We start from the raw sequence: 21852 nt of genomic DNA on the forward strand, positions 1-21852 counted from the left end.
AGAGTTGCATTCAACCGCAGATTAACTGCCGAACTTTGGCTCAGGAAGCCCCTGAATTCCAAGCCCGTGAACGGCTAAGATACAGCCCGGTTGAGGATGTCGAGCCAGTTCCTCTTTAGTGAGGAATGACTGCTGAGATGTGACAAACAGTGTCTCATAATTATTACCGCCAAAAGCGATGCAGGTAGGGCCTCGAATCGGCAGGTCGATCTCTCTATCAAGCCTTCCTTTGGGATCTACTCGCAAGATTTTGCCCCCAAGATTCAACGCAAACCAGTAAAACCCTTCCGTATCTACCGTTGCACCGTCGACAATTCCTGGTTGTCGGTCCTCTATGGAAAAGAAAGGGCGCCGGTTGCTAATCCGGCCGTCACTGATATCCAGATCGAATACGTAAACCATATGTCCAAAGGTATCCCCGAAGTACATTCGCGTATCTTCAGGGTCAAAAGCAATGCCGTTGGCTACAACAAAGCGAAAATCCTTATCGGCCTTTCGGTAGGTTAGATCGGGCTCCAAACAATAGAGATAGGAAGATTTGTCTTTAAAACGAACATCCATACTGCCGCACCAGAAACGCCCATAACGGTCCACTTTGCCATCATTCAAACGACTGTGAGGCCTACCGGGTTCAGGATTAACGATTGTATCGACACGTCTGTTTTCCAAGTCGATCGCAAAGAAACCGGAGCATCCACCTCCGATCATTCCGCCTCCACGGCGGAAGCCAAAGGAGCCTATTTGTTCAGGCATCTCCCAGGTCTTGCGTTCGCCTGTTTCGATATTGAAACTTCTTATGGATGGAGGCCGGGCATCAGTGGGATCAGGTTCGGGGTTAACGTGATCAGCCCAATAAATAGACTTGTCTTCCGCTGACCAAATCGGTGTCTCACCCAATCCATCATTGCACTCCCATAGGCACTCGATTTCTACCACCGTAAATCCTCCAATATGAAAAGTGCGCATTCACGCTGATGAAGGGGGCGAGTACCTATTGAGTCGTAAGGCTAATTTTGTGATTCCAAGTTAAGAAGGCCGAATAAGAATACCCGGCCCATAAAAACCAATATGGCTTGGCTTGCCACTAAAAGACCATCAAAAACTGAAAGTCCACTCGGGAATCCAATTCAAAGCCCAGGCTTCCATTACCTTATCAAGCCCACTCAAGACCAGTACCCCGAGTAGTAATAGTATAAGACCTAGTACTGTTTTGCCTCCAATCGCGAAAGCCCCAACTGATGGTGACAGTCGAGTATAAATCTGCCTCGATAACCCCCCAGCCACTAAAAGCGCTGCACCAGTACCTAGTCCGAAAGCAAACATCACCATAAATGACTGCCCCAATTGCTGGCCCATGGAAGCCAGTGCTATAGCGGCACCCAGGGTAGGGCCAACACATGGCAGCCAGATGATTCCGGTAAGGAAGCCAATACCAAACTGCCCAGCCCAAGCTCCATCACCGGTAATGCTCGCCCCTGCGGTGATTTTTGATAAGCGCAAGGTCAGCCAATCGGAAAGTGGTTTGATCAACAAGACTAGTGCAACCGCCACTAACATTATCGCGGCAATATAGCGGAAGAGTTCTGGGTCTAATCCTAAGGAGACCAATAGAAAGCTCAGCACAGTACCTGCCAATGCAAATGACAAACTCAGCCCAGTCGCCAACGCGTACGGCCCCCAGCGCCCGGCACTATTAGAAGCGCCGACAACCATTGGCACCAACGGCCAAACGCAGGGGGAGAGAATACTGAGGGTACCCGCGACCAAAGCCAGGGGGATGGCGCTAAGCTCAAGCATTGTCAGTGCAAGCCTTAACTGAATCGAAGATATTCTGCTGAATTACATCGGCACGAGTTTCGGCAACACTGAACCACACCTGTTGCTCTCCATTAAACAGTAGTAGCGTTGATTGCCGAGGAGCGCGGAAGTGCTTAACCCATTTTTTCTGGGAGTCGAAATCCACATTCAGGATCGTAATGCCACACTGGGCATTGTCCCTCTGAAACTGCGCCAGAATCTCGCCCTGCTTTTTACAGGTTGGGCACCAATCTGCTCTCACATCGATCAAAATGGGTCGTTTGGCGGCTTGTAACTCCTTGAATCGTTCTTCGGAAAATGGCTCTGATGCTAGAGCGAATGGCATAGAAAAAACTAATGTAGCGGCGATCAAGGTGCGAAGAGCTAAGCGGATAAATTTCATACAATCCATATCCTTAGTGGCAGGGTATAAGCCCTAATTTGAAGACAATCTGTTTAGATACCCATCTTGGTCGTACTGGAGTGCAAATTCTTACAGTAAGGCAAAGAGGATTTGTTTGATTAGGAACCCTAGGGCTGTTCTCTGTGTATTCAGTAGCGAAGATGGCTAACAGGAGGAGGGCGATGGCCTCATTGCCATAAAGTAACAACCAGGTGAAGTTGGAGGCTCCAAAGAACTTATAAGATCTGTGGGAGTCCTACCTGTTATCGCACTAATCACAGAGTTTTTCGGAAAAGGGTTTTGGCCAGGTCTATTGAGATATGGTCTACGAAGTAGATGGATTTTAATACGACGACACCTTCACTCTCCAACATCAAAACCACCCAAAATTGGCGCTTTGCAGTCTCAGTACTGATTGCTATTGGAACCCATATAGCACTGATAGTTGTTCCAGTATCAATAGCTCCAGGTCCAACTCCTAGGACCAAAACGTCGCTAGAAGTCAAATTACTGGCCTCATTTACTCCTCTGCCTTCTACGTCTCCGCCAACAGATGAAGAACCGAGCGCAGTATCAAAGCAAGAAATTAACGCTCAGACAGATGCAGTACCCATTACTAGCCCGCCAATACCTGATCGTTTGAATAAGGTGAAGCCAGCCAAAATAGAAGAGCCACCCCCCAAATTGGAAGGAGCATTGGAGGCAAGGCCCCATTCCGGGGATTTCCCAACTGCGCCAAGGTCAGGGCGACAACCGTCTGTATTCAATCCCGCTCTTGAGAGAAAAATAGCCAGGGAACGCAACAAAGTCCGTCGATATCAGCCTACAGAAAACAGATACCAGACCTCGACAGGAACCTTTGTTCAAGTTGGAGACCGCTGTTTTGATGTTAAAGAGCTACCTGCTACAAATACAGACAGTGATCTAAACCCATGGTTTGGTGCGAAGTGTCCAGATAATTCCAGATCACAAGCAGAAATCGATCGATTGGCTGAGAAATATGGGATTCCATGAAGCTGCTGGAGTAACTTTTTATAAATGAAAGGGTACCCAACCTTCACCAGTTGTCTTGAAACATGTAGTTATCAACTCAACTGGTGAAAGTCTTACACCTTTACTTTTTTCCCTAAACGGTTAGTGAGCCTTACCGCCTGAACGTTCAAATCCAGCGTAAGGGTGGTATAGAGTTGATTGCAGGCCTGAGTGACGCTCCCGAAGATCTTGTGGCATATCTCCCAGGTGGACTAAGCGAGTCGGTTCAGCAGCCGCTATCCAACGATCGGCAAAGTTGTCCCACGAGTCAATATGCTTATGAGCGGATTTGGAATCCTTGAAATGCTCATAGATAAGCACGTTTCCATCATCGGTTACGTAATACTGGTAGTTCAGGGTTCCACCTTCTTTCTTAGTTGCTGCGACCATCTCATTCACAACAGCTTTGAACTCCGCTTCATGTCCCTTTCTTATCTTTCCCTCGATAATCCAACCTACGTTGTTAAACATGCTTGCTACCTCACTACCGAAAGTATCGTTTAACCATATACACCGGAATAGCTTAAAGTACTACCCACGGCGCTTAAGTGGTGTGTTGAATTGTAGATGGTTTTTGGGGAAGCACATTTAATCACAGGTATGAAGAAAATTTAATAAGTTAAAGCAGACTACAGGCTTCTGATCAGAACGTGACAGTCAACTAAGTAGCACTACAATATATCGAGCTTACCTGGTAAATGTGTATTGCCCATGGCTTATTCTGGATAACCTAAAGTTAATAGTATATTTATGACCGTGAACAAGTGAGTGGGCAGGGACTATTACAACTTATTCAGATTAAGAAAGATAATGGATAACCCCTTTGCTAATCTCATACACAATATATTCTAATTTCACTTGGCTAAAAATCTGGCAGCCACACTAACTAATTCGAATTAAGGCTGTAATAGAGATACAATGAAAAAGCCAATAACTACAAAACTCAGAAATTGTCTTGTCAGTCTATTCAGAGGAATTAGCCAGGTCATCCTGCAAAGAAACGCCTTGAGTGGTTTTCTATTCATACTCGGAGTAACAGTTAACTCTATTACCATGGCTATAGGGGTCGCAATTGGGGTTATCACCGCAACTGCCTGTGCAACTATTCTTAATTACCCCGTAAAACAAATTGAAGATGGACTATTTGGGTACAATGGAGCTTTGATCGGTGTAGTCATATTCTTATTATATGCTCCATCCCTAATGACTTTTTTATTGATTATCGGTGGAAGCGCTTTAACAGTCTTAATCATGCGCTTTATGCTGCTTCATTTTGTCCTTCCGCCTTATACTGCACCCTACATTCTGGTGATATGGGCTATATGGATATTGGCTCCAGCACTAGATCTAGCGCCAACTGCAGCATTCGTTAACGAAAACACCTCAACCTGGGGGATATTCGAAGGTATTGGTCAAATCATCTTTCAGAACAATGCCATTACAGGTATTTGTTTTTTAATTGGGATTTTTATCTCGAATAAATCTCATGCGTTTTGGAGTATTATTGGTGGAATGCTGGCCACATCACTGGCCATGTTCCTGGCCTTATCACCCACATTAATTCTTGCCGGGCTCTTCGGTTACAATGCATCTTTGAGCGCTATTGCATTATCAAATGGTCGTAAGCGATGGCTAGCCCCAATTGCAGGGAGCATATTAACCGTTCCAATCGCAATGGCTTTTATGAGCGCTGATATTATTGTATTAACCGCACCATTTGTTATCGCTAGCTGGATTATATTGTTGATCCAAAGAAAACTTACATTAACTCATTAATCCAGTCCATTAGAGAAAACACTAACTCGTGAAAGATTCGGTAAGTACAGCTTCCATTTGACGAATTGATTGAGTCCAACTGACTTTTGCCAGTTTTGCATAGTCAGTGTTGAGAAGCGTATGTGTCAGAGTAACGATGGTACCAAGCTCACTGCCCCTGAAAACAACTTCGACCAAAGATGCATTCTCTTGCGGCTCGGTGCTGTTTGGCAGATTAAGATTGCAATGCTCGTGGACTTCAAAAACCAATCGCTTTGGCCTGTCAACGCTGCGATACACACCAGACATAATGCAGGAACTGCCGTTTGGAGCAGTCATCTCAAAAGCAAAGCACCCACCAACCTTGGCGGTGAGGTTGAGTACACGTGTCGTGAAATCGTCAGGCCCCCACCATTTTTCAACCATGTTGGGTATGATCCAGGCATCAAAGACCTTCTCTGGCACTGCCCGGACTGTATAAGAGATAGGTTCGATTTGAACATCCTTTTGATAAGTAAAATCGATCACTGTTGCACCTTATTCTTTTAAGTAATGGGGTTCCAGTAGCCTGTTAACACTGAAACATTTTATCTTTGCCCTATAACACCATTTAATCGACTCCACCTGATTCTATGATCATAGTAGGGAGCCAAACCAGCGCTTGCAGACGCTCTAGAGCATATCCATTATCGTTGAGGTGGCGAGGCTAATCGAATGACTGAATAAGCAGTTTCCAAGTAACCTTAAGCTGCTTTTAATACGTAGCTACACCCAGTAGCCATTGCCTAACAATTTTTCAGCGATATACTTATTCAGATGGAAGAAAATCACGACAACCTGAATACTGTTTTCCAAGCTCTGGCTGATCCAACACGACGCGCTGTCATTCAGCATTTGATAAGCGGACCAGCGTCGGTCACCGAGCTCGCAGAACCATTTGAGATGGCACTCCCTTCATTCATGAAGCATATTGGTGTGCTGGAGGATGCGGGCTTGATTCGCTCCAAGAAAACCGGTCGCGTGCGAACCTGTGAGATAAAACCCAAGCAACTGACTGCCGCACAAAAATGGATCAATACACAAACGGCTATATGGGAAGGCCGGATGGCTCGGATGGCGAGCTATGTCGAAACGCTCGATGCAGAAGAGCAGGATGACTTAGTACAAAAGGGGTAAATGCCCGAACAGTACGGATCCCATAGGCGTAAACCAATTTCTCTCCCTCCACCCCACCTAGCACTGAAGCTTTAACCGCGCGGAGCCTTTCGCGGGTTATCCATTGACCTAACAATTGCTGTTAACTATAGTTATCCAAAAAGCTAACTATCGTTATTTTTTGCACTCGGCTGTTCACGCTTTGCAAACATCGCAGAGGGATTCGCATGAGCCAAGATTTATCCCACGACACCATATCGATCAGTAGAACGATCAAAGCACCGAGAGAGCGGGTATTTTCCGCATGGGAAGACCCGCAAGCCCGCTCGATATGGGGGCCTCCTTCTGAAGATGAAACAATTGAATTTCTCGAAAATGACTTTCGCGAAGGAGGCATTGACATACATCGATGCGGTCAAAGTAACGATCTGCGATTCAGGGTTGAAACACACTATTACGAAATCAGAAGGCCACATCGGCTTCTGTTCACCGAACGTGTAACTACGGATGGCTCTCCACTGAGTATCTCTTTGATTAGCGTGGAGATCGGCAATAGTGAAAGCGTGACAGAACTCAAGGTAACGATACAAGTCGCCTCCCTGGTCGGCTCGGGAATAATCGAGGGAACTCGCAATGGGTGGCAGCGCGCTCTTTCCAATCTGACTGCATACTTGGAAGCAAGAAAAGTAGAAGCCGAATAGGAAGGGCAATATTGCTTCTCTTCAGGCTTCAATAGCCATTGAGTAACAGTCCAAGTACAACCCGCAGCATCATTTGGACCAATAGAACCAACAGGGAAGAACTTGTGCGAAAAATAACTGTAAACACGTTTATTAGCCTGGATGGTGTGATGCAGGCCCCTGGCGGCCCGGAAGAGGACTCTTCAGGGGGCTTTGAGCTTGGTGGATGGGTAGCTTCCTATTTTGATGAAGGTGTTGGTGAATTCATGGGCAATGTGTTCGCAGCACCATTTGAGTTACTACTTGGCCATCGGACTCACAATATTTTCGCTGCACATTGGCCAAAAGTTGCTGCTGACCCTCCGCCTGAGGGTGTTGATGAAAGTGAAATCCAGCTGGCCAAAAAAATCGACGGTACAACACGATACGTGGCTTCCCGCACGAAACCTGAGTTTACCTGGGAAGGCAGTGAGTGGCTGGGGGATGACCCAATCTCGAGGCTTCGTGTAATTAAGGCTAGCAATGGCCCTGATTTGTTGGTTCCAGGCAGTGCTGACTTTATTCAAACTCTACTCAAAGCGGACCTAATTGATCAGTTCAAATTACTGATTTTTCCTTTGGTCCTGGGTAACGGGAAACGTCTTTTCGGTTCAGGTGTGATCCCTACAGCGTTCCATGTACAGCAAGCCATGACGACAGATAGCGGTGTAATTTGTGTGACCTATGTTCGAGGCGGAAGTATCACGACTGGAGATTTCTCCCTGCAACGAGAGTAGGGCCGGCAGTCTAAGCGCAATTTGGGATAGATAAGCAGAGATAGGAACTCGAAAGTTATGGAGCCCATCACTTACTTGGTATTCAAGGGGAGCTGCGCACATTATGCCGATACGCTCGGCAGTAAGATCAGATCTGGAACGCCCACCAGATGTCCCGATATAACTATCAATGCCAGAGCCTTTCAGCAGAGTAAGTATTCGACCCGTTTAAATCCCAAGGAGATATCAAAATGACAGAACTCGTTACCTGTCTTTGGTTCGACTACGGCGAAGCAAAGAAAGCGGCGGAATTCTATGCAGCAACTTTTCCTAACAGCCATGTCGACCGCGTTAATGCGGCCGCCGCCGACTACCCCGGTGGCCATGAGGGCAGTGAGCTAACCGTTGAATTGACTGTCCTCGGGCGCAAGTTTATAGGTCTGAATGGTGGCCCAAATCTAACTCCGAATGAATCGGTCAGTTTCATGGTTATCACCGAAAACCAGGAGGAAACTGACCGTTACTGGAATGCGATTGTGGATAACGGTGGGCAAGAGAGCGCCTGCGGTTGGTGTAAGGATCGCTGGGGTCACTCGTGGCAAATTACGCCAAAACTGCTACTCGATCTTACAACGAATCCCGACCGTAACAAGGCAAAGCGCGCCTTCACCGCGATGATGACCATGAGAAAGATCGATATTGCGACAATTCAAGCTGCTACAAATTCGGTTTGAAGTAACAGAGAGATATCGCGAAAGAGTATTTAAACTACGCATGGCCAAACCGCCTCGGAAGCCCAGAGCTACTAGCGCAAGGCCCTAACAAGCTGAGTGACACTACCCTCATCAAGCTCAGTCCCAACAGACAATGCAAGAGACAAATATATGAGGATCAGATTGTGAGACGGTTAGTGGTTTGGAATGTGATGTCATTGGACGGCTGCTTTGAAGGCACCGCCCCATGGTCATTGGACCATCACGCAACAGTGTGGGGCGACGAATTAGAAGCCTTCTCTCTTCGACAGGGTGATGAAATCGGCACCTTGCTATTCGGATGTCGCACCTATAAAGGAATGGCCGATTATTGGCAAAACGAAACTGGGGCTATTGCGGACATGATGAACTCGCTTGAAAAAGCCGTCATCTCTCGCACGCTAGAAACCGCCAATTGGTCAAATACTCGTCTACTGAAAGGCGAGGCGGCCGAACATGTTCGCGCGCTGAAAAAAGAGACCGGGAAGAGGGAAATCTTCGTATTTGGTAGTTCGAATCTTGTAGCTACTCTGCTCAGAGAAGGTCTAGTAGACGAGTACCGGATATGCCTAGCACCTATCGTACTAGGAGCTGGCTCACCTCTCTTCAAACCTGACGGTATCCAGAAAAATTTTAAGTTGATGCGGGCAGATACCCTTGAAACGGGCGGAGTAGTCCTTCGCTACAAGTGCCTATAAAAGGGCGGAGCGTTATTGCAGCCAGCTTCTAGGCATGGTTTGTATCATTAACCTAAAAGAGTCTATGGGAAGAGGGTCATGATGAAGTTCCAACCTCTTCGATTGCCACTTGATCTGGATAGAAGGCAATACGCCCGTTGATCACCCCGGCAAAGTCAAAAGCAGCTTCATAGGCCCATGCAATAGCTTCTCCGCTATCATCGATTGAGAAGTAGCTGGCATCGCCTTTCAGTGGGCAATAGCTTGTCTTTCCCTCTATAAGGGAGAGGGGAGCAAGAACATCTTCTCTAGGGAAGTAGAATACGGGGTCGAACATATCTTTTGCGAGTTCTGTGACTCTCAAAGCATTACTACTCTCGGCAATCACCTTGCCACCACGACGCACACGCACTGTCCTAGGCACAATCTTGGCGCGCATAAGGTGTCGGGGTTCTTTCGGGTTGTGGATTGTGTCACTAGACATCGTAACTTCTGGATAGGGCATTGATCTTTCCTTTCAAGGTATTAGCCTGAAGCGCGAACAGCGAGCCTCATGTCACCTCACTTGGACTCAATAGTTAGCGCTGATACGATCTTCGATGCATAAATTGTGGACGATTGCCGCCGAATTACGAACTCTCCAGATCCCGTTGAAACAATAGGGTTTGCATGGTCACGACTGATTTCGATGGTATCACCTGCTTCGCACGCGTTAGCCAACTCCCTAAAGTACCTCTCCAATTCCAGCGACAAAATCTGAGGTAGTAACAGTGTAAATTGTTACCGTGTACTCGGCGTACGGGAAGTGGCGACCAATATCAACCAATCCTTCACCACTCACGCATACAACAGAGTATCTACACCCCAAATATAGAAACCCTTGGGTTTACAGGGACAGTTCTCTGATTTCGGGATAGGACCCCAAATTGCAGGAAACGTAATCGTCTCAATTAATTAGACTGCCCCCTGGGTTTTCCTTTAGTGATTAAGTAGGCTTGGGTGTACTTTTCGTTTACCTACCATCCCGGTAACAATTCTCCCAACTTCCTGCTCAGAGGGAAGCTGAGCTACGTCATACGCGAACCATGCCACTGAGTCTGCATTTTCCACCGCTTTGACTTCAGTGAGCTCTGCCATAAGTGTTGCCGCTGCATCTTGTCCGCGTAACTGATTGAATGCCTGCTGTACAACAAGCTTGAACGCTTGATCATGGGTTTTACCATTGTCCTGATGGAACTTCATCCAAATAGCGCCACCTTCACTGATAGCTTTATCCAATTTACCCGCAATGCCTTCATCATTAAAATATTTATGATCCACGGTTTGCGCATATTTATGTGTTCCTTCATGGATCAGAGTAACAATGCAGAAAACCTCACCTTTTTCCCAAATTTTACTAAAACTTAAACAGATAGGATTTTGATTGGGCTTCATAAAGCTCCCCCCCTTAAGTTGCCCTCCACCGGCCCATGACAACTTACAGAAGTTTGAAATTGATCTGCCCCAACTTTCCGTAAAGGGCACAAACACAAACCCGGCCGCATTTTTTGAAGGGTCCTCAATACCAAATGGATACCCTATCGTCGATATGGTAGAGCATTGAACTTTACATAAGGTGGGCATCATTTTTACATCCGCACACTCTACATCACCACTCAAGCCTATCTGGGTTTTACTGAGTTTTTGGAGTATCGCATTTACGCAATTTGAATATCTTTGTGGCGGGCAATCCATAGGAAGGCCGAAGTAGTAGGAGACTAAATTTTTAAACTTATCAGGAACCTTATCAGGGTATGTAATCGCTACAGTACACATATCTATCGCTCGCTTTAAGATAGCCTGTGCTTCATCCAGCCAGTTTTCGAGTGATTTTTTGACCTTCGTTTGAAAAAGTATCGACGAATTATCCTCTACCAACACGGTAAAACTCACTTCCCGGTTGATACTGCGGCTCACTATTTTTGTCATAATTATTCTCCTGCCTTTTCCTGCTACTTTCAGCGATGGAATTCACTGTTTTTGCTCTGATGCCAAATCCGAGCAAAATAGAATATATAATATTACTTAGCACGCCTGTACATTAATATTCTTGAAATCATTCAGGAATAGCACTTCTTAACAATCCACCTCGAATTCAAGTATCTTGCAATAATTCTTCTGGAGATTACTCATAGATTAATATTGTGGAGGGATTGAGGTAGTTCGCAGTACTTTGAGTCACTTTAACTGATTTTTGCTGATTTTTAACTCGGCTAGTAATTACTTAGCGTCGGCCACTACGAAACCCGGCCAAATCCAGCCCAATTAAGATGTGGTATTGATAAATCAATTTGCAGCAATGACCTGACTGACATAAAAAATCTCAATTAATCAATAAGTTAAAACTGTTTCTTCCAATATTTCCCTAGGCTGCACTTACTAAAAAGGGAGAAGGGAAAAATACATCGCGCATGGGACCCTATGAGGCATCGATGCCGATTAGGAGCTTACAGGGATGTATTCTCAGCGGGTCTCGCGTGCGGTGTATTCTTTCCTTCCACCCCAGTAGTAACTAGCCGACCATTCAAGCTAGGGCAGTCGTTTATAGGAATAAGCTTTTCCACCTTGACGAAGAATAAACGAGCGGGCAGGGCTCATATCGCCCTCCTCAAACTCAATAGTCAACCCTGGGACCATCTTCGATGCATAGATTGTGGACGATTGCGGTCGAATTACGAACTCTCCATATTCCGCTGAAACTATAAGACCTGTATAGCCACGGCTGATTTCGACAATATCATCTGTTCCGTGCCCATAGCGCCCGACACCTCTCAAAAGCACCTCCTCTGGTAAAGTGATGAAGTCTGGGACAGGGACAATCTTGGTAGATACCGTCTGCTCGGGGTTCAAGAAGTGATGGCCAATATCATCCAGCCCTTCACCGCTGGCAGTATCTGCCAAGGCAACAACACCTGCTCCCCGCGCTGGGTTAAAGCCCATAAATGTACGCGATCCATCACTGCTGCCATTGGACCAATAATAAGTCTCTCCATTGGTGGTTGTCCTGCGCCAACCCAGGGCCATACGAGTGATATCACTGCCTCCCGGCCTATCAATTGACAGCATTAACCGCGATGCGGCAACCAAATCCTTAGGACCTCGACCGTTGATAAACAAGTCGAGAAGTGTGAGGAGGTCGCTGGCTGTAGATCGTAAACCGCCAGCCGGTGAGAGCACTCCATCGCTTGTTGGGCCGATCGGACTGAGATAAAAGTCATGGCCTTGAGCTCGCCGAGCAGACTTCTTGGGATCATCCTCTAAAGTGGTATCACTTAGCCCTAAAGGTCCCGTCACACGCTCTCGCAGTATCGTTGCAAAAGAGCGGCCTTCTTTCAAAGCAAGTCCTTGACCTAAGAGCCCAAAAGCCAGGTTTGAATAGCTGAATTGAGTACCCGGGGTAGCTTTCAGATGATAACTTGGCAAGCCACCATAGAGCTGCTCAAAGGAATAACCAGCGTACTTATTGGGCGCATCGGGCGCCAATGCAGCAAGATTATTTGGTCTTAGAGGAAGAGAAGCAGCATGAGTAGCCAGGTCGGCGAGAGTGATTTGTTGCCCTTCAAAAGTTGGAGCTTTTACACCGGCTGGTACGTAATCCTGGAGAGGATCATCGAGTTTCACTCTCTTATGTACAACTTCAACAGCCAATAGCAAGGCCGTAAATATCTTAGTTAACGACGCAATTTCAAAAATCGTATCGCCCCCTAGTTGATAAGTATCCTTGGCTTCAGGCTCTCGAACAGTAATGATTCGACGACCAGAAGAATTTAGGGTACCTGCAACTGCTGCATGTGCTGCGTGTTGCTTAAGAATACGATGGCGAATCAGACGTTGAAACTCATCATCATTCACTGGGTGACTTGATAAAGCATCTAAAGCGATGAGTGGTTGAGGGACAGCAAATACAGAGGTAGCTCCAAGAAATAATTTTGTGAAATCACGTCGTTCCATGGCAATCAACACCTATTCAAAAACTTTCCAGAATTTAGTTGGTAAACTTTGACTATCAGAAAGGCATAAAAGTTCTTGTGATAGATACGCTGATCACTAACAGAGATAAACGCATTTTGGGCAAACGGAGCCTAATGGAGGATAAGCAGAACTATGGAGCTGGTGGAGCAACCAGTAAAGTTAGAACAGTTAGATCCTCAAAAAGAACTACTGCCAATAACCTGTGATGCTGAATAAAGAGGCTCAGGGGATAACCGAGCTTTTTATACTAGTAAAGCACGTTTATAAAAATTCTGAAATGAGTTTGATAGAAAATATTAGGTTATTGGTAGAGTCAAGGCACTGACGGAAAGCAAGTTTACACTCCTGAAAACCTCGTCCTTATGAGGCTATTCTCCAGCTGGTAACTGCCATAAATGGAAGATTAGAATGACCCGAAAATTTAAGGGCCCGTCTTCTGCGTTATCTAGAAATATAAAAAATAGTTTGGAGTGTATTGGGCCACATCAAACATCTATAGCCCTTCCTAACGGCATTATTAAATTTATACGATTATGCCAAGGATATGGAGGTTAAAACGCTGACTAAAAACATTTCCCTTTTTTATTAATAAATTCTCTATGGTTACTAACGACCGTAGAACTGCTATAGCGATTGATTTAAGAATTTATATCTCTGTATTCAGAGCTGCTTCAGTCTCGAAGTCCTTTGAAAGTGGTATTGAAAAAATGGCCCTTAAATCAGGAAAGGGAAGTACGCGGTTTTACTGCTGGTTACGTAATAACTCGTAATCTTATTTTTCACTCCATTTTATATATTACTGTCCATCAAATTGGTACATTGGACTCACTACTCTCACTGTCAAGCACAACGAAAAAGGAAATTTTGATGTTGAATCTTAAAACTTTACCGAGTCAGAACGGTAATTCTTGCGCCGCTCACTGTACCGAGATCGCAGTGTCAGGATTTGATCTCCGTGCGCCAAGGCCACAGAGTTTTGTGGAAGACACTCTGTGGCGCGCTATCAAATGGCAGAATGGGGACCTACCTCCGATGCCAAACGGTGCCGACCATCCCTTAGTGGCGGCCAACAATAGTTCACCGATGCGTGTGCGAAACTATGTGAATACCCAGTGCCCTGGGCGTACCGGTCGGATTTTATATGACGCGACCCAGAAAGACATGTGCCTTCAATTCGCGCAGCCGGGCAATAGAGTTGATTATAATGCGTTGTTTACAAATCTCATACAGCCAGCTAGTAATGGGGGAATGCCGAGGAACTTGCTTACCGACACCTATTACAATTGCGCTTTTATGATGTTTCGAGGCCCTTCCCCTGGGTCTGCTCATGAAATGGGTTTCCATAATATCCTGGTTGCCAAGGATGGGACCACAGTCAAATATTATAACCCGAATGAAGATCAACCAGTTTGGAGGGCTGATATTGGATGGCGAACGTTGCGTCATCAAAACGCTGGAAGGCATAGTTACGTTTGGAGTGGTATTGCAATCGAAATCACCTAGCAGTTAATGTTTGATGATGCGATCATTAGTATGGATCATGGGGTTTATCCTTGGTTTTGCTTTTAGGTTTAGGCACTTTCATCAAAACCGGTAAACCCTTCTTATTCAAGACGATCTGTCAGATCGTGGTCTGATCTTGTCTACATCTTTACACCTTCTTCCAGCTTACTCGCTCCTTTATTTGTTAAGAAATACTAAAATCCTGCTAGAACTGAGTGTAAGTTACTCATGCCAGCCACTACTAATAGATCGATAAAATAAATCCGATTGTATCCGTTTTCGCAACATTGTTTCTCTATTTGAACTAATTATTGAGTCAATGTGATGTACTAGGATAGATCGCAAGTTTTGGACATTAACCCAACGCTTCAGGAGCTTGAAATGAAAGCAAAACTTATTTTACCAATGATTCTATTAAACATGCTTGGCGGAGTAGGGTCCGGCATCATGATCTATATGTCTGGCGGCGATCCGGTTTGGGTCGGCGCACTTTTAGCGACCCTACCTTTACCATTTTTCTTGATGGTCTTAACAAACGTGTTCAGCATTTCAAGAACATCAGAAAGGCTGCCAGTTATTCAAGCCGTTAACTTTTTAGGAGTTGCACTGGTTGCTTATTCAACTTATTCGAACCAGGCTCCAATGTCCTTGTCTCAGTACGTTCCTATTGCAGCTGCTGCCCTGGGCTTCGTATCCCTTCATTGGTATGTCTGGTCATTCTCCGTTTACAACCGCAGAAAGAGCAAGGCCATATCAAAAGGCCAAAAACTGCCTGAAATGAACTTTAATCGATTAGATAAATCGGCTGTGTCTTCCACTTCTTTTGACGAATCTAAAACACTATTAGTGTTCTTTAGAGCCAACTGGTGCCCATTTTGTATGAACCAGTTAAAAGAAGTAAAGAAGTATGCTGAGACACTTAAGCAATATGATGTGAAGGTAAAGTTTATCTCTAACCAAGGCTACGACAACTCAAGGAAGTTAGCCGACAAGCTTGACCTACCTGGTCATTTTGAAATTCTTCAAGATGACAACTTAATGGGTGCTAAAGCTCTAGGCATTGAAGATATTGGCGGTTCCCCTGCAGGAATGCCTGGGTACCCTAAGGATACCGTTATGGCCACAGTGATAGCACTGGATGAAGATGGTACGGTTATATTCGGTGATGAGACCGACAATTATCGGAGACGCCCAGACCCGACAACGTTTCTGCATGTTTTTGAAGGCTCAAAGCCGCAGACTTTAGATGCTAACCCAACTCTCAAAGGTACCGCCTAGTGAGGTAAGATATCAATCTCTCATAGAGCTTATCGATAGGCCCATGAAGAGTGAAAGATAACTGTCTAGCTAGCAATATTGTCGCAGGCCTGAACCTGGATTAAGTAAATGCCTTAGAACAACCAATATGGATTATATAAAGCCTGAAGATTCTATCGATGCCTAAGCAAATACAGGTCTACCTTATATCAGTTGACATATAAAAGACTATCACATATTCACATACCCCTTTCTATGATAGACAGGGGTTTTTCCTTGTTGAGATTAGAGTATTCTATAAGTAATTGAAATTGGAGAACGTCATGGAGTTTAACTTCCCAAATCGTGATGGCGTAGAATTAAAGGGCAAGTTAGAGGAATCTGTTGGAACCCCAAAGGCTTATGCAATTTTTGCACATTGCTTTACTTGCTCAAAAGATATTATTGCAGCAAGCAATATTTGTAAGTCATTAACCAGTAAAGGAATATCAGTATTAAGGTTTGACTTCACTGGATTGGGTAATAGTGATGGAGATTTTTCCAATACTAATTTTTCATCCAATGTTGAAGATTTACTTAGTGCTTACAGTGAAATCAAAAACCGCTTCGAGGCACCAAAATTGTTAATTGGGCATAGTTTTGGAGGTGCTGCCGTTTTGAAAGCCGCTGGTATGATAAAGACAGCTAAAGCTGTTGTTACTATAGCTGCCCCAAGTGATGTTAAACACATCCAGCATATGTTTAAAGATGAACTCGATAGCATCAATAAAACAGGTCAGGCAAGAGTGGTTCTGGCTGGGCGAGAGTTTACGCTAAAGAAGCAGTTCATTGATGATATAAATGAAGCAGACGTCTTGGTTAACCTTAAGGAATTAAGGAAAGCGCTGCTAGTAATGCATTCACCACTAGACAGTACTGTTTCAATTGAGCATGCGGCGAAAATATTCGCTGCTGCGAACCATCCTAAAAGTTTTATTTCTTTAGACAAAGCCGATCATTTGCTTATGAAAAAATCAGATGCTGAATATGTCGGTAATGTTATTGGAGCCTGGGTTCAAAGATACATTAATTAATATCGAATGTTACAGAGAGTAATATCGAACTTTAAAGTCTTACAACAGTAAAGAACCGTCAACTATCGAGAGCTGGGCTGTAAAGAACAATAGAAACAGCACTAGATGGAATTTAGGTTGCTCCTAGTCCACCTAGTAATCCGGGGCTTAACTGTAGTAGTTCAGACTTGATCTGACAGTTACCGGTTTTTCAGAAGGTACTCTGTCAGGTCAAATTCAGTTTACGAGTTTCTCCTTCCAGATACTTTTACCCTCTTCAAGGGTTACCATCGGTGTGCGACCACAACACTTTTTACCCTGATGAGTTCGATCATTATTGTAATATACGAGCCATTCGTCCAGATCCTTTTGTAGCTCTTCTATTGATCCATAGATCTTTCGTCGTAACGATGGCTGGTAGAACTCTTGTAATATAGTTTTATGGAAGCGCTCACAGATACCATTTGTTTGTGGGTGCCTGGCTTTTGTCTTGGTATGTTCTATCTCGTTGATATTCAAGTACAACTGATAATCATGCTGCTCCAGCTTGCCGCAATATTCAGTACCGCGGTCAGTCAAAATACGCAACACCGGCAGATCATGCATGGCGTAAAACGGTAATACACGATCATTCAGAAGATCTGCTGCTGTGATTGGCGTCTTAGTGGTGTACAACTTGCAATGGGCTACCTTTGCATAGGTGTCGACATAGGTTTGTTGGTAAACACGCCCAACCCCCTTAAATGTTCCTACATAGAAGGTGTCCTGAGAACCTAGATAGCCGGGGTGTTGAGTATCAATTTCCCCGCAGGCTTCATCATCATGTCGCTTTCTTTCCAAGGCCTGAACCTGCGACTCCGTGAGGATTAGCCCCTCCTTAGCCACCTTGGCTTCAAGTGCTTTTAATCGTAACTTGAAGTTAGCCAGGTCGTTCCGTAACCAGATACTCCGAACACCACTAGGGGACACGAATACGCCACGTTTACGTAGCTCATTGGAGACTCGAACCTGTCCATGGGCAGGCTCTTGGAGGGCATAAGTCAACACGGCCTCTTCAATTGCTGTGTCAACACGGTTCTTGTGGTTAGGCACCCGTCGACTCTTTTCAAGAAGGGCGTCCACACCGCCACTTGAAGCAGCTTCCTTGTACCGATAGAAAGTGTCTCTCGAAACACCAAGCATCTTGCAAGCTTTTGAGATGTTGCCAAGCTCTTCTGCAAGATTGAGCAATCCGGTCTTGTGTTTGATGATACGATCATTAGTATGGATCATGGGGTTTATCCTTGGTTTTGTTTTTAGGTTTAGGCACCTTCATCAAAACCGGTAAACCCCTCTTTTTCAAGAGGATGTGTCAGATTTGGTCTGAACTAATACAGCTTAACTCAGTTCCTTTTTTAGAAACTCGATAAAGACTCTGGTCTTTGCCGGCATCGCTCGGCCACTGGGAATCAGTGCGCTAACAGGCGGTCCTGGAACTGCTTTCTCTCGGAATAACTCAACAACTTCACTATTTTGAACAGAAAAGCCAAGCGCTTTATCATATACCTGAGCTATTCCCATACCGGCTACCACTGCGTCAATCAGAGTTCGTCCATCTCTGAATATTGCTAGCGGTGAGGGGGAAAATTCAGTAATTGGGCCTCCATCTTCTTGGAACAACCAGCCTCTCAATTTTCCTGTAGGTGCACGGAAAACAAGAGAATCATGCTCCTTTAAATCTTCCAAAGTCTTTGGCATACCCTTTTGTGAAAGATATTCAGGTGAAGCGCACAGGATACGTCTGGTTTCACATATTTTTTTTGCGATAAAAGAACTATCTTCCAGTTCACCAATCCTCACGACGACATCCCATTCACCTCTAATAGCGTCCTCTAGACTGTCTGAAAGAGAGACCTCGACCGTAACCTTGGGATGCAACTGCGTGAACCCCTTTAAAGCACTGACAATATTTCGGCCTATGCCTATTGGCAAATTGATACGCAATCGTCCGGCAGGCTCATCCTTTCTGGCATGCAGCAAAAGCCTGGCCTCATTGATTGTTTCTAACGCATGTTTTGCGGCATCTAGAAATATTTTGCCTTCTTCTGTCAGCCTGATACTTCGTGTGGTTCTGTTGAATAGCTTAAGACCCAATTCCTCCTCAAGCTTCTTAACTGCCTTACCAGCGCCTGATTTGGTTGAGTTCAATGATGCCGCCGCCTTTGTAAAGCTTCCGTGTTCGGCTACGGCAATAAATACGACTATTTCGTTCAAATGGGCTTGTTGAAACACAGATTGTGTCCCTAATGGATACAATGAGTTTCAAAATAGCATGTTTATAGCACAAATCAAAGTAACTAACCTTCCCAATAGTGGTTTGGCGTAAGTACCTGCATAGAGGCCAATTGGAGAGTTAAGTACATCGCCTCTTGGTCCATCGAAGGCTTACCCAAAGCTCGCGCTTCCAAACTTTAAACCATTAGAGGAATAGGTTATGTCTCTTCAAGACAAACTAGATGCTTTCAAAGAAGTATTTAAGCAACAGGCCCCGGAAGGAGCATTTGAAGCCTTTGCTAGATCATCCAAGGAATTGGCTGCTAGTGGCCAAGTTGAACGTTCGATTAAAGTAGGGGAGAAAGTCCCATACTTTACATTGCCAGATTCAGACGGTAACGACGTTGCCCTGGAAGAACTCCTTGCCAAAGGGCCCGTTATTCTAACGTTCTATCGAGGCGTGTGGTGCCCTTACTGCAATATTGAGCTGCAAGCGTTAGAAGAAGTTGCTGCAGAGATCAAAGCGCGTGGCGCAACCCTGGTTGCTATTTCCATGCAAGGGCCCGCTGAAAGCCGCAAATCTCAGAGAGATAACAAGCTAAGCTTCCCAATTCTGACTGATCAAAGTGGAAAGCTTGCAGAAGAGTTTGGTATCCGCTGGACATTACAACCTTATGTAATTGAGTTCCACAAGATGTTCAAAGTCGAACTCCCGACCATCCATCGTGACGGCGCGTGGAACTTACCTATGCCTGCAAGATATGTCATAGATACCGATGGAACAATCGCATATGCGGAAGTGAATCCTGACTATACGCGTCGCCCCGAACCCAGCGACTTATTTCCCGTACTTGAAAAACTGAGCCAGTCTACAACTGCATAGTATGTAAACACCTCCACCTCTTTAGCGCTGACTAGCGCCAAAGAGGTGGAAGCACTCAATGTAAATCGATATCGAGCACCGTAAAACCCAACTTATATGGTAAGACTCATGGTCAATTTTACACGTTACACAATTGAAACAGCACCAGAAGCCTCTAAGCCCACTCTAGAAGCCGCTAAAAAGAAAATGGGATTTGTACCCAATCTAATGGCAACCATGGCCGAATCACCTGTAATGGTAGAGAGCTACCTAACACTTATGGGATTATTCGATAAATCTCGTTTGAGCGAAACGGAGCGAGAGATAATCCTGATGACAAACAGCCGCCTAAACGGTTGCACCTACTGCATGGCTGCGCATACCGCAGTTTGCAAAATGGCCGGTGTAGATGAAAATGTCATCAAGGCGCTGCGTAGTGGCAAAAAACTCGATGATCCTAAACTCGAAGCGCTCCGAGCATTCAGTGTCATTATCAATGAGAAACGTGGATGGGCTACAGAAGAGGAGGTTGAGGCGTTTCTTGCAGCAGGTTATACGAAAGAGACAGTTCTAGAGGTGATAGTTGGAACCAGTCTAAAAGTACTCTCGAATTACTCTACCCACAATCTGAATGTCAGTCTCGATGATGCGTTTTTGCCAATGGCCTGGAGTAAGGATATGGATTCGAATGGTTGAGCGTAACAGCAAATAAACAACATGTATCCGATTCATGCGTCTAATAAAGACTGGGCCTTGGGAAGAGGGCGTCTGTCCAGATCATAAAAGTGACGATAAGAACGCCACTGATTCACCAAAGTAATGAGGCCCATATAACCACTATGGGCCTCTACTACATTGTCCGAGATATATTCGAGGTATCTAAGCCCCTAAACAATACATCCTCTTGAATACAGCCTTCTTTTGGCTTATCACAATTATTCCATTTCGCTACGAATAATGCCGGGCGTTTTGGCTTGTCCTCGCACTCGGTCAGGATGATCGCGCTCGTTAAAGCGTCTCAAGCCTTCAGACAGCTCTTCTTTGGATTCAGAGTCGCTGAATAATCGGTTAAAGCACTCAGCCTCAATTCGTAGACCTTCATCAAGATCCTTTCCATAACCACGAATGGCGGCTTCTTTATCAGAGTGAATCGCTGGCTGGGGAAGGGTGGAGATATACTGTGCTAACTCTACGGCACGATCTAATGCGGCTCCCTTTGGCACCACTTCGTTGGCCAACCCAATGCGATAAGCTTCTTCAGCATCAATAACTTTTCCCGTGATGATTAACTCCAGCGCTCGCCCCATACCAACAATACGCGGCAAACGCTGAGTACCACCATCGGCTAAGCCGATATTCCAACGACGACAAGTCATACCAAAGGATGCGTGTTCTTCTACAATCCGCATATCGGCAAAACATGCCCACTCAAAGCCACCCGCATAAGCAATTCCGTTCACAGCCGCAATGATAGGCTTATAAATATCGGTCCAGCGGGATGGACCTATAATCCCTGGAGCTTCACCTCGATTATGTCGGGCAATATCAGCGGGTTCTACAGGACATAAAACAGCCACGTCAGGATCGGGGCGATTAGTGGGTTCGGTTGCAGCAAGATTGCTTTTCAAATCACCCCCTGCACAAAATGCAGAATCGCCAGCACCGGTGATTACCGCAACTTTTGCTCCGTCATCGGTACGAAAGCGATCGAATGCATCCACCAGCTCACGGTGAGCGCGAGTACCAATACAGTTCTTAACCTCTGGACGGTTAAAAGTAACGATGGCTACAGGGCCAATTTGCTCGTATTTAATATGATGATATTCCATGTCATAAGACCTTTATCATGTGGCGTCGAAGTAATATTTAAAACCTACCATTGATACATCAAATAAGAATTTAATCCAG

General features: G+C 45.2%; 22 protein-coding genes. 11 read left to right on the forward strand and 11 right to left on the reverse strand.

What is annotated here, in order from left to right:
- Positions 1-21: 21 nt before the first annotated feature.
- The 3 genes from ACJJIZ_RS13865 to ACJJIZ_RS13875 form a co-directional block, all read right to left on the reverse strand.
- Positions 22-936, reverse strand: coding sequence for an SMP-30/gluconolactonase/LRE family protein (locus ACJJIZ_RS13865; RefSeq protein WP_444913796.1), 915 nt, complete (start codon positions 934-936; stop codon positions 22-24).
- A 159-nt stretch (positions 937-1095) separates the two neighbouring features.
- Complete coding sequence (locus ACJJIZ_RS13870) at positions 1096-1797, reverse strand: cytochrome c biogenesis CcdA family protein (protein WP_444913797.1); 702 nt, start codon at positions 1795-1797, stop codon at positions 1096-1098.
- Complete coding sequence (locus tag ACJJIZ_RS13875; RefSeq protein ID WP_444913798.1) at positions 1790-2200, reverse strand: thioredoxin family protein; 411 nt, start codon at positions 2198-2200, stop codon at positions 1790-1792. Before ACJJIZ_RS13875 ends, ACJJIZ_RS13870 begins: the two co-directional genes overlap by 8 nt.
- Positions 2201-2536: 336 nt before the next feature.
- Between ACJJIZ_RS13875 and ACJJIZ_RS13880 the strand changes: the two genes are divergently transcribed.
- A complete protein-coding gene (locus tag ACJJIZ_RS13880) occupies positions 2537-3214 on the forward strand; it encodes a hypothetical protein (protein ID WP_444913799.1) in 678 nt (225 codons plus the stop codon).
- 120 nt (positions 3215-3334) lie between these two features.
- Here ACJJIZ_RS13880 and ACJJIZ_RS13885 read toward each other — a convergent pair whose 3' ends face one another.
- Positions 3335-3703, reverse strand: a complete 369-nt coding sequence (locus ACJJIZ_RS13885; protein ID WP_108733199.1) for a putative quinol monooxygenase — start codon at positions 3701-3703, stop codon at positions 3335-3337.
- A gap of 447 nt (positions 3704-4150) precedes the next feature.
- Between ACJJIZ_RS13885 and ACJJIZ_RS13890 the strand changes: the two genes are divergently transcribed.
- Complete coding sequence (locus ACJJIZ_RS13890) at positions 4151-5008, forward strand: urea transporter (protein WP_444913800.1); 858 nt, start codon at positions 4151-4153, stop codon at positions 5006-5008.
- 21 nt (positions 5009-5029) lie between these two features.
- On the opposite strand, the gene ACJJIZ_RS13895 is transcribed toward ACJJIZ_RS13890, so the two are convergent.
- On the reverse strand, positions 5030-5515 hold the full coding sequence (locus tag ACJJIZ_RS13895; RefSeq protein ID WP_444913801.1) for an SRPBCC family protein: 486 nt from the start codon (positions 5513-5515) through the stop codon (positions 5030-5032).
- Between the two features lie 288 nt (positions 5516-5803).
- Between ACJJIZ_RS13895 and ACJJIZ_RS13900 the strand changes: the two genes are divergently transcribed.
- From ACJJIZ_RS13900 to ACJJIZ_RS13920, 5 genes are all read left to right on the forward strand, one after another.
- Positions 5804-6163 (forward strand): ArsR/SmtB family transcription factor, encoded by a 360-nt coding sequence (locus ACJJIZ_RS13900; protein ID WP_413661976.1) that lies wholly within the window; start codon positions 5804-5806, stop codon positions 6161-6163.
- A 206-nt stretch (positions 6164-6369) separates the two neighbouring features.
- Positions 6370-6843: an SRPBCC family protein gene (locus ACJJIZ_RS13905; protein WP_444913802.1), complete on the forward strand. Its 474-nt coding sequence runs from the start codon at positions 6370-6372 to the stop codon at positions 6841-6843.
- 104 nt (positions 6844-6947) lie between these two features.
- On the forward strand, positions 6948-7598 hold the full coding sequence (locus tag ACJJIZ_RS13910) for a dihydrofolate reductase family protein (RefSeq protein WP_444913803.1): 651 nt from the start codon (positions 6948-6950) through the stop codon (positions 7596-7598).
- A 230-nt stretch (positions 7599-7828) separates the two neighbouring features.
- Complete coding sequence (locus tag ACJJIZ_RS13915) at positions 7829-8311, forward strand: VOC family protein (protein ID WP_444913804.1); 483 nt, start codon at positions 7829-7831, stop codon at positions 8309-8311.
- Between the two features lie 164 nt (positions 8312-8475).
- A complete protein-coding gene (locus ACJJIZ_RS13920; protein ID WP_444908263.1) occupies positions 8476-9027 on the forward strand; it encodes a dihydrofolate reductase family protein in 552 nt (183 codons plus the stop codon).
- 76 nt (positions 9028-9103) lie between these two features.
- Here ACJJIZ_RS13920 and ACJJIZ_RS13925 read toward each other — a convergent pair whose 3' ends face one another.
- The 3 genes from ACJJIZ_RS13925 to ACJJIZ_RS13935 all read right to left on the reverse strand — a co-directional run bounded on the left by ACJJIZ_RS13925 (position 9104) and on the right by ACJJIZ_RS13935 (position 12996).
- Complete coding sequence (locus ACJJIZ_RS13925) at positions 9104-9511, reverse strand: DUF427 domain-containing protein (RefSeq protein ID WP_444913096.1); 408 nt, start codon at positions 9509-9511, stop codon at positions 9104-9106.
- A gap of 473 nt (positions 9512-9984) precedes the next feature.
- Positions 9985-10974: a hypothetical protein gene (locus ACJJIZ_RS13930; RefSeq protein WP_444913805.1), complete on the reverse strand. Its 990-nt coding sequence runs from the start codon at positions 10972-10974 to the stop codon at positions 9985-9987.
- Positions 10975-11574: 600 nt separating this feature from the next.
- Positions 11575-12996, reverse strand: coding sequence for a serine hydrolase (locus ACJJIZ_RS13935; protein WP_444913806.1), 1422 nt, complete (start codon positions 12994-12996; stop codon positions 11575-11577).
- A 1905-nt stretch (positions 12997-14901) separates the two neighbouring features.
- Here ACJJIZ_RS13935 and ACJJIZ_RS13940 point away from each other — a divergent pair.
- Both ACJJIZ_RS13940 and ACJJIZ_RS13945 read left to right on the forward strand, forming a co-directional pair.
- Positions 14902-15798 carry a peroxiredoxin family protein gene (locus tag ACJJIZ_RS13940; protein ID WP_444913807.1) on the forward strand — a complete coding sequence of 299 codons (897 nt, stop codon included), beginning with the start codon at positions 14902-14904 and terminating at the stop codon, positions 15796-15798.
- A gap of 302 nt (positions 15799-16100) precedes the next feature.
- Entirely contained in the window at positions 16101-16850 is a 750-nt protein-coding gene (locus tag ACJJIZ_RS13945; protein ID WP_444913808.1) for an alpha/beta hydrolase family protein, read from the forward strand.
- A gap of 216 nt (positions 16851-17066) precedes the next feature.
- Here the strand turns inward: ACJJIZ_RS13945 and ACJJIZ_RS13950 are convergent, their stop codons facing one another.
- Both ACJJIZ_RS13950 and ACJJIZ_RS13955 read right to left on the reverse strand, forming a co-directional pair.
- A complete protein-coding gene (locus ACJJIZ_RS13950; RefSeq protein WP_444913809.1) occupies positions 17067-18101 on the reverse strand; it encodes an IS481 family transposase in 1035 nt (344 codons plus the stop codon).
- Between the two features lie 105 nt (positions 18102-18206).
- Entirely contained in the window at positions 18207-19100 is an 894-nt protein-coding gene (locus tag ACJJIZ_RS13955) for a LysR family transcriptional regulator (protein WP_444913810.1), read from the reverse strand.
- Between the two features lie 202 nt (positions 19101-19302).
- Here ACJJIZ_RS13955 and ACJJIZ_RS13960 point away from each other — a divergent pair, with 202 nt between their 5' ends.
- Positions 19303-19965 (forward strand): peroxiredoxin-like family protein, encoded by a 663-nt coding sequence (locus ACJJIZ_RS13960; protein WP_444913811.1) that lies wholly within the window; start codon positions 19303-19305, stop codon positions 19963-19965.
- A gap of 108 nt (positions 19966-20073) precedes the next feature.
- Entirely contained in the window at positions 20074-20640 is a 567-nt protein-coding gene (locus ACJJIZ_RS13965; protein WP_444913812.1) for a carboxymuconolactone decarboxylase family protein, read from the forward strand.
- Between the two features lie 239 nt (positions 20641-20879).
- Here the strand turns inward: ACJJIZ_RS13965 and ACJJIZ_RS13970 are convergent, their stop codons facing one another.
- Positions 20880-21773 (reverse strand): enoyl-CoA hydratase/isomerase family protein, encoded by an 894-nt coding sequence (locus tag ACJJIZ_RS13970; protein ID WP_444913813.1) that lies wholly within the window; start codon positions 21771-21773, stop codon positions 20880-20882.
- Positions 21774-21852: the final 79 nt, after the last annotated feature.

Source organism: Microbulbifer maximicatervae (SeqCode), from assembly GCF_052467225.1.

Coding starts and splice junctions, on each gene's coding strand:
- ACJJIZ_RS13935 (WP_444913806.1), bottom strand. CDS start 12,996: ATGGAACGACGTGATTTCACAAAATTATTTCTTGGAGCTACCTCTGTA.
- ACJJIZ_RS13915 (WP_444913804.1), top strand. CDS start 7,829: ATGACAGAACTCGTTACCTGTCTTTGGTTCGACTACGGCGAAGCAAAG.
- ACJJIZ_RS13960 (WP_444913811.1), top strand. CDS start 19,303: ATGTCTCTTCAAGACAAACTAGATGCTTTCAAAGAAGTATTTAAGCAA.
- ACJJIZ_RS13905 (WP_444913802.1), top strand. CDS start 6,370: ATGAGCCAAGATTTATCCCACGACACCATATCGATCAGTAGAACGATC.
- ACJJIZ_RS13925 (WP_444913096.1), bottom strand. CDS start 9,511: ATGCCCTATCCAGAAGTTACGATGTCTAGTGACACAATCCACAACCCG.
- ACJJIZ_RS13870 (WP_444913797.1), bottom strand. CDS start 1,797: ATGCTTGAGCTTAGCGCCATCCCCCTGGCTTTGGTCGCGGGTACCCTC.
- ACJJIZ_RS13940 (WP_444913807.1), top strand. CDS start 14,902: ATGAAAGCAAAACTTATTTTACCAATGATTCTATTAAACATGCTTGGC.
- ACJJIZ_RS13885 (WP_108733199.1), bottom strand. CDS start 3,703: ATGTTTAACAACGTAGGTTGGATTATCGAGGGAAAGATAAGAAAGGGA.
- ACJJIZ_RS13965 (WP_444913812.1), top strand. CDS start 20,074: ATGGTCAATTTTACACGTTACACAATTGAAACAGCACCAGAAGCCTCT.
- ACJJIZ_RS13880 (WP_444913799.1), top strand. CDS start 2,537: ATGGATTTTAATACGACGACACCTTCACTCTCCAACATCAAAACCACC.
- ACJJIZ_RS13945 (WP_444913808.1), top strand. CDS start 16,101: ATGGAGTTTAACTTCCCAAATCGTGATGGCGTAGAATTAAAGGGCAAG.
- ACJJIZ_RS13970 (WP_444913813.1), bottom strand. CDS start 21,773: ATGGAATATCATCATATTAAATACGAGCAAATTGGCCCTGTAGCCATC.
- ACJJIZ_RS13930 (WP_444913805.1), bottom strand. CDS start 10,974: ATGACAAAAATAGTGAGCCGCAGTATCAACCGGGAAGTGAGTTTTACC.
- ACJJIZ_RS13950 (WP_444913809.1), bottom strand. CDS start 18,101: ATGATCCATACTAATGATCGTATCATCAAACACAAGACCGGATTGCTC.
- ACJJIZ_RS13890 (WP_444913800.1), top strand. CDS start 4,151: ATGAAAAAGCCAATAACTACAAAACTCAGAAATTGTCTTGTCAGTCTA.
- ACJJIZ_RS13900 (WP_413661976.1), top strand. CDS start 5,804: ATGGAAGAAAATCACGACAACCTGAATACTGTTTTCCAAGCTCTGGCT.
- ACJJIZ_RS13875 (WP_444913798.1), bottom strand. CDS start 2,200: ATGAAATTTATCCGCTTAGCTCTTCGCACCTTGATCGCCGCTACATTA.